Genomic DNA, 6,385 nt, shown 5'->3' with positions numbered 1-6,385 from the left:
TCGGGGCCAGCAAGTACGCCTGGGCAACCAGGCCGCTTGCAACCAAGGCCGGATATAAGGCAGCAGCCGACTTCTTCACAGCACAACGCTAATTGCCACTTGATCGCCGGGAGGCATCCATATAAGACAAGCCATGAACATCCCATCGCTGCAACAAGTCGTGAGCGCCGAAGAATGGGCGCTGCGCTGCGACCTCGCCGCCTGCTACCGCCTGGCGGCGCTGCATGGCTGGAGCGACCTCGTCTTCACCCACATCAGCGCCAAGCTGCCGGCGTCCGTCACCGGCGGCGAGCACCACTTCCTCATCAACCCCTACGGCCTGATGTTCGAGGAGATCACCGCCTCCAGCCTGGTGAAGGTGGACATGCAATGCAACAAACTGCACGACAGCCCCTTCCCGGTCAACCCGGCCGGCTTCGTCATTCACAGCGCGGTGCACGAGGCGCGCCCCGAGGCCGGTTGCGTGCTGCACACCCATACCCGCGCGGGCGTGGCGGTCAGCGCGCAAAAGCAGGGCGTGCTGGCCATCAGCCAGCAAAGCACGTTCGTGCTGGCCTCGCTGGCTTATCACGACTACGAAGGCGTGGCCTTCCGCCCGGATGAAAAGCCGCGCCTGCAGGCTGACTTGGGGAACGCCAATTTCCTCGTGCTGCGCAACCACGGCCTGCTCACCGTGGGCCCGACCATCGCCGACGCCTTCCTCGGCATGTACGTGCTGGAAAGCACCTGCCAGATTCAGGTCGCGGCGCTTGCCGGGCAGAACGGCGCCGGGGGCTTGACGGCCGTGCGCCCACAAATCGTCGCCGGCGTGGCTGAAGCCATGCGCGTGCAAACAGGTGGAATGGGCGGCGCCTTCGTCTGGCCGGCGCTGCTGCGCAAGCTGGAGCGCACCGACCCGGGCTACAAGGTTTGAGCTTCGCCGCGCGGGGCGGGGATTGACGCCACTAGGCGCCCCGGAGAAGGGGCGGCGCTGCGTCTCAAGCTTCCAGGTTGTCGATCAAACGCGTGCCGCCCAGACGTGCGGCACCGAGAACGACCAGTGGGGCGTGGCTTTGCACATCGCCCGTGCTTGGTGCTGACAGATCGCTGCGGCGGCGGATGGTGAGGTAGTCGGGCGCCCAGCCTTGCGCGGCCAGCGCCTGCATGGCCTGGGCTTCGTGGGCGTGCAGTCCGGCAGGCGTCGTGATGGCGCGCAGTTGCTCGGCCAACTGGCGCAAGGCGGCCTGCAGTTGTGGCGCCCGGGCGCGCTGCTCGGGCGTGAGGTAGCCGTTGCGCGAGGACAGCGCGAGGCCGTCGGTGTCGCGCACGGTGTCGAGCCCGATGATGGCGATGGGCAGGGCGAACTGTTCCACCATGCGGCGGATGACGAGCAGTTGCTGGTAGTCCTTCTTGCCGAACACGGCGTGGGCTGGCTGCACCATCTGGAACAGCTTCATCACCACCGTGGCCACGCCTTCGAAATGACCGGGGCGAGAGGCGCCGTCGAGGATGTCGGCCAGGGCCGGGTCGGGCCGCACGCGGAAGGTTTGCGGCTGCGGGTACATCGCGGCCTCGAGGGGGGCGAACAGCAGGTCGCAGCCGGCCTCGGCCAGCAATTGCGCGTCGCGCTGCAGGGTGCGCGGGTAGCGGTCGAAGTCCTCGTGCGGCGCGAACTGCAGGCGGTTGACGAAGATGCTGGCCACCACGGGCACACGCAATTCACGCGCCCGCGCCACCAGGGCGAGATGCCCGGCGTGCAGATTGCCCATGGTGGGCACCAGGGCGCGGTCGGGCAGATCGCGCAGGGCGGTGCGCAGTTCAGCGAGGGTGTGGACGGTTTGCATGGAATGAAGCGTTGCCGCGCTCACGCTGGCGAGGGAGGGACGGGAGAGCGGATCAGGCGTAGCCGTGCTGCGCTTCATCGGGAAAGTGGCCGGCCTTGACCTCGCGCACATAGCTGCGAATGGCGTCGGAAATGCTGCCGGCGCCCTGCATGAAGTTGCGCACGAAACGGGGCTTGGGGCCGGCGGTGATGTCGAGCATGTCGTGCAGCACCAGCACCTGGCCGTGGGTGCGGGCGCCGGCGCCGATGCCGATGGTGATGCCCGGGTAATCGGCGCTGATTTGCGCGGCCAGGTCGGAGGGCACGAGTTCGAGCACCAGCATGGCCGCACCCGCAGCGCCGAGTTCCGCAGCGTGCTGGCGCAAGGTGTCGGCGGCTTGCGCGTCGCGGCCCTGAATGCGGTAGCCGCCGAGCGCGTGCACGCTTTGCGGCGTGAGGCCCAGATGCGCGCACACCGGAATGCCGCGCGCCACCAGCGCGGCGACCACGGGCGTGGTCCAGCCGCCGCCTTCGAGCTTGATCATCTGCGCGCCGGCCTGCATCAGCGTCACGCTGCTGGCCACGGCCTGTTCGACACTGCCCTGGTAGCTGCCGAAGGGCAGGTCGGCAATGAGCCAGGCGGTGCGGTTGCCGCGCGCCACGCAGGCGGTGTGATAGGCCAGCTGCTCCAGCGTCACCGGCAGGGTGGAGGCGTGGCCCTGCATCACCATGCCGAGCGAGTCGCCCACCAGCAGGCAGTCGACGCCGGCGGCGTCGAGCAGGCTGGCGCTGGCGGCGTCGTAAGCGGTGAGCATGGACACTTTCTCACCGGCTTCGCGCATGGCGCGCAAGCGGTGCAGGGTGATGGCTTTGCGCCCGGCCGCGGGGGCGGGGCTGCCGCCATAGGCGGGCGTGTCAGCGGTCATGGAATGTGGTCCTCTGGACTGCCCGCCGCGTGGCGGCGGCGGGCCGGGGCGGCCATTATGCCGATTTTGGCGCACCGCAGGAGGGCGCGACGCACAAGGTCTGGGCCTTCGGGCCGGAGCTGCGGGGCACGACGCGTCCTCAACTGGGCGTGTAGGCCAGGCGCACATAGAGCGGCGCATAGGCCTCGGCCTGGGTCATCTGCACCAGACCTTCACGCGCGAGTTCCAGCAGGGCGATGAAGCTGACCACGGCGTAGGCCAGGCCGCGCGCGGGCTCGAACAGGTCCTGGAATTCGAGAAAGCGGCGGTCCTGCAGCCGGCGCAGCACGTGGCTCATGACCTCGCGCACCGAAATCTGCTCGCGGCTGATGGTGTGATGCGCGTTGAGCCGGGCGCGCTTGAGCACCTCGGCCCAGGCGGCGCGCAACTCCTCCACGCTCACCTCGGGCAGCAGCAGCCGGGCCGATTTTTCCACCACCACCTGCACGCGCCAGAAGTCGCGCCCAGCCTGGGGCAGGGTTTCGATCTGCTGCGCGGCCAGCTTCATGCGCTCGTACTCCAGCAGCCGGCGCACCAGCTCGGCGCGGGGGTCTTCCGCCTCCTGGCCCTCGGCCGCGGGCGGGCGCGGCAGCAGCATGCGCGACTTGATCTCGATCAGCATGGCCGCCATCAACAGGTACTCGGCGGCCAGTTCCAGGTTGTGCTGGCGGATCTGCTCGACGTAGTCGAGATACTGGCGCGTGACTTGCGCCATCGGGATGTCGAGGATGTTGAAGTTCTGGCGCCGGATCATGTAGAGCAACAGATCCAGCGGCCCCTCGAAGGCTTCGAGAAACACCTCCAGCGCATCGGGCGGGATGTAGAGGTCTTGCGGCAGCTCGAACAAAGGCTGGCCGTACAGCCGCGCCACCGCCAGGCCGTCCACGGTGGCGGGCGTGGAATCGGCGATCGGGGTGGCCAGTTCGGCTGCGTCCAGGTGCGACATGGGCTGGGCGTGGGGAATGCGTCGGGGGTGAGCGGGCAGCGGCGGCGGCGCCGCCGCTGGGCTCACTCGCTGCCGTAGACGTAAGGCTTTTGCGGCACCTCCGCGGCGTCGAAAGCTTCGCGCAGTTGGGGGTCTTGCGGCTTGTCCCACAGCAAGGCGCGGCCCTGCTTCTGCTTGGCTTCGAGTTCGGGGTTCTGCACCTTCAGGCTCTGGATGAAGCGGGTGGCTTCGGACACATAAGGTTTGACGGCGAAGGGCATGGCGCAATCCTGCTGGATGGAGAAGCATGATTTTAGGGGGAGCGTGTTGCGCATCGCCCACGCCGCTTCGTTGCGCCGCTTGGCGCCTGTGACCTTCACTGATGATTCGTCACATTCGAATACAAAAACCTGTGCGGCCGAGGCACGCGCAGGCAGGCTGAACCCCGACAAGGGGGCAGCGCCCCGGGGGTGAGCCACCAGTCAGGAACAGGGAGCCCCCATGCAGGAATTACAACAAGCGCCACGTGCGTTGCGGCGAGACGCCCACGCAGGCTTGATTGCGCCTGAGGATGCGTCACTCCACGACGCCGCAGCATCCCCGCACCTGCCATCTGCCGCCGTCGTAGCCGCCACGCTCGCCTCCTGCGGCAGCGCGCCTGCCGGCAGCACCACGGCGAAACTGCCATCACCCTCCCAGGCCCAGGCGGCGCGCTTTCTTGGCCAAGCTTTGCAACGAGACCACGGTGGCGGGCTATCTCAACTTCATGCAGGGCGTGATTCAAAACGGCATCGGCAAGCTCAAGCCCGACTACACCCCCGAGCTGCCCCAGGCCGACGACGCCGCGGCGCTGGTGGCGCGCTACAACCTGCTGCTCGCGGGCGGACGCTTGGGTGCCGACACGCTGGCGACCATCACCGGCGGCGTGAACAGCCTTGCCGCCACCACCGCTGCCGGGCGCCTGAACCGCGTGCGCGCCGCCATCCTGCTGGTGATGGCAGCTCCCGACGATCAAGTCCAACAGTGAGGCGTCCATGCACATCGGCAAGTTGCAAGTACCCCCAGGGCCGGGCAGCGCCCAGCCCGCCCCCAAGGGGGTCCAGAAAACTTGGGGCGGCCCGGCGTTTTCTTGAAAAACCTGCAGCGCCGCGAATTCCTGCGTCGCGCCTCGGCTCCGGGCATCATGGGCACGGCCGCGCCCTGGGCGCTGACTCTGGCCAGCATCGGCGAAGCCGCCGAAGCTGTCCTCGCACAACGACCAGCAAAGTGTGTGGCAGGCCGCCAGGCCCGAGGGTGCGACCACCGGCTGGAGCGCGCATCACTTCGTCATGGGCGGCGCGGTACGCGGTGGGCGCTTCTGGGGCACACAGCCCGAGGTGAGCGTCGACGGCGCCGACGGCGTCGGTCAGGACCGCCTGCTGCCGACCGCCAGCGTCGATCAACTCGCCGCCACCCTGGCTGGCTAGATGGATGGTGGATGGGCGTGGCCGACAGCGAAATGCCGCTGGTGGTGCCACAGGTCGGCAACCACACGACGCGCAATCTGGGGCCGCTGGCCTGATCTTGCGCGACGCCGCTGGGACCCAAAGCGAGGAGGTTAAACCAGCAGTTCGTGCGCGGCATTCCACGCGGCGTCGACGCTGGGCGTGACGCTGTTCCCGCCCAGGGTGCGGGCGAGGGCAGGAGACGTGGGGGTGAACAGCTCCGGCCCGGTGCTGACGAATAGCCCGACCACCGGCCGGCGCAGCGCGGCGGCCATGTGGGTGAAGCCGGTGTCCACGCCGATGACCAGACGGCATTGCGCGATGATGTGCAGCATGTCGAGCAGGCTGCGGCGGTCGAGAATCTGTGCCGCGCCGGTGGGAAGGCCCTCGATGATGCGCTGCGCACGTTCCCGTTCGGCGGCATTGCCCCAGGCCACTTGCAGACGCAATCCCTGTTCCACCAGCCGCGCCGCCAGTTGCTGCCAATGGCCCAGCGGCCAGAGCTTTTCCGGTTTGGAGGCGCCATGGGCCAGGAACACGGTGGGTGGCGCGGCAGGGTCGTGTCGATACGGAAAGCGTTGGTCGATGGCGTAATCGATGGGCCGCGCCAAATCGGTGTCGAGCACGGCCTGCGCGAACACGCGCCGTCCTTCCGTGCCATGCATGCCGACCGGCCGAGCGAAGTGCAGGCGATAAGCAAGCGCGGCCAGTGGTTCGCCGCCGCAGTCTTGCGCGCGGTAACCCACGCGCAAGGGGCTTTTGGCGAGGCGCGAGATGATGGCGCTTTTGAGCACGCTGTGCGGGTCCCACACCAGGTCGTAGCGCTCAGCGCGTAAGGCGCGAATTTGCCGCAACACCACGCGCAGCGCCGCCATGCCCTGCCGGCCTTGCACGGCTTTCAAGGGCAGCGCGAACACGTGGCGCACGGCGGGATGCAGGCGGGGGATGTCGGCAAAGCGGGCGTCCACCGCCCAGTCGATGTCGATGCCGGGCCAGCGCGCGGCGATGTCGGAGACGGCCGGCAGGGCCTGCATCTGGTCGCCCATGGCGGAAATCTGCACCAGCAGCATGCGGCGCGGCGCGGCGGGCAGGCCGCTCTCACCCCAACGCAGCGGCAGCGCCGGCCTCATCGGCACGCCTTTCGCACGGCGCAGGTCCACGCCGTCAGGGGCCGCCCGCCTTCGGGCGGTCGTGCGGCGGGCTCGGGCGG

At 68.6% G+C, this 6,385-nt stretch carries 8 protein-coding genes; 3 read left to right on the top strand and 5 right to left on the bottom strand.

All coding sequences use genetic code 11. The features are described from left to right. Window positions 1-133 precede the first annotated feature (133 nt). The gene (locus tag ACYCUK_RS15190) at window positions 134-913 is read left to right on the top strand and encodes a class II aldolase/adducin family protein (protein ID WP_461595548.1); all 780 of its coding nucleotides are present in this window, start codon (window positions 134-136) and stop codon (window positions 911-913) included. Between the two features lie 64 nt (window positions 914-977). On the opposite strand, the gene panC is transcribed toward ACYCUK_RS15190, so the two are convergent. The 4 genes from panC to ACYCUK_RS15170 all read right to left on the bottom strand — a co-directional run bounded on the left by panC (window position 978) and on the right by ACYCUK_RS15170 (window position 3,972). Continuing rightward, entirely contained in the window at window positions 978-1,823 is an 846-nt protein-coding gene (gene panC, locus ACYCUK_RS15185) for a pantoate--beta-alanine ligase (RefSeq protein ID WP_461595547.1), read from the bottom strand. Between the two features lie 52 nt (window positions 1,824-1,875). Further along, entirely contained in the window at window positions 1,876-2,727 is an 852-nt protein-coding gene (gene panB / locus ACYCUK_RS15180; RefSeq protein ID WP_461595546.1) for a 3-methyl-2-oxobutanoate hydroxymethyltransferase, read from the bottom strand. A 139-nt stretch (window positions 2,728-2,866) separates the two neighbouring features. Further along, complete coding sequence (locus ACYCUK_RS15175) at window positions 2,867-3,712, bottom strand: segregation and condensation protein A (protein ID WP_461595545.1); 846 nt, start codon at window positions 3,710-3,712, stop codon at window positions 2,867-2,869. Window positions 3,713-3,774: 62 nt separating this feature from the next. Then, window positions 3,775-3,972 (bottom strand): DUF3460 family protein, encoded by a 198-nt coding sequence (locus ACYCUK_RS15170; protein WP_461595544.1) that lies wholly within the window; start codon window positions 3,970-3,972, stop codon window positions 3,775-3,777. A 437-nt stretch (window positions 3,973-4,409) separates the two neighbouring features. Here ACYCUK_RS15170 and ACYCUK_RS15165 point away from each other — a divergent pair, with 437 nt between their 5' ends. Continuing rightward, window positions 4,410-4,718: a hypothetical protein gene (locus ACYCUK_RS15165; protein WP_461595543.1), complete on the top strand. Its 309-nt coding sequence runs from the start codon at window positions 4,410-4,412 to the stop codon at window positions 4,716-4,718. Between the two features lie 241 nt (window positions 4,719-4,959). Next, on the top strand, window positions 4,960-5,157 hold the full coding sequence (locus ACYCUK_RS15160) for a hypothetical protein (protein ID WP_461595542.1): 198 nt from the start codon (window positions 4,960-4,962) through the stop codon (window positions 5,155-5,157). A 131-nt stretch (window positions 5,158-5,288) separates the two neighbouring features. Here ACYCUK_RS15160 and waaC read toward each other — a convergent pair whose 3' ends face one another. Beyond that, window positions 5,289-6,335 (bottom strand): lipopolysaccharide heptosyltransferase I, encoded by a 1,047-nt coding sequence (waaC, locus tag ACYCUK_RS15155; protein ID WP_461595541.1) that lies wholly within the window; start codon window positions 6,333-6,335, stop codon window positions 5,289-5,291. Window positions 6,336-6,385 lie beyond the last annotated feature (50 nt).

The sequence above is a fragment of the Thiomonas sp. genome, assembly GCF_054608695.1.
The sequence above is the reverse complement of the archived record's forward strand: the minus strand, read 5'-3'. Positions and strand labels throughout refer to the sequence as shown.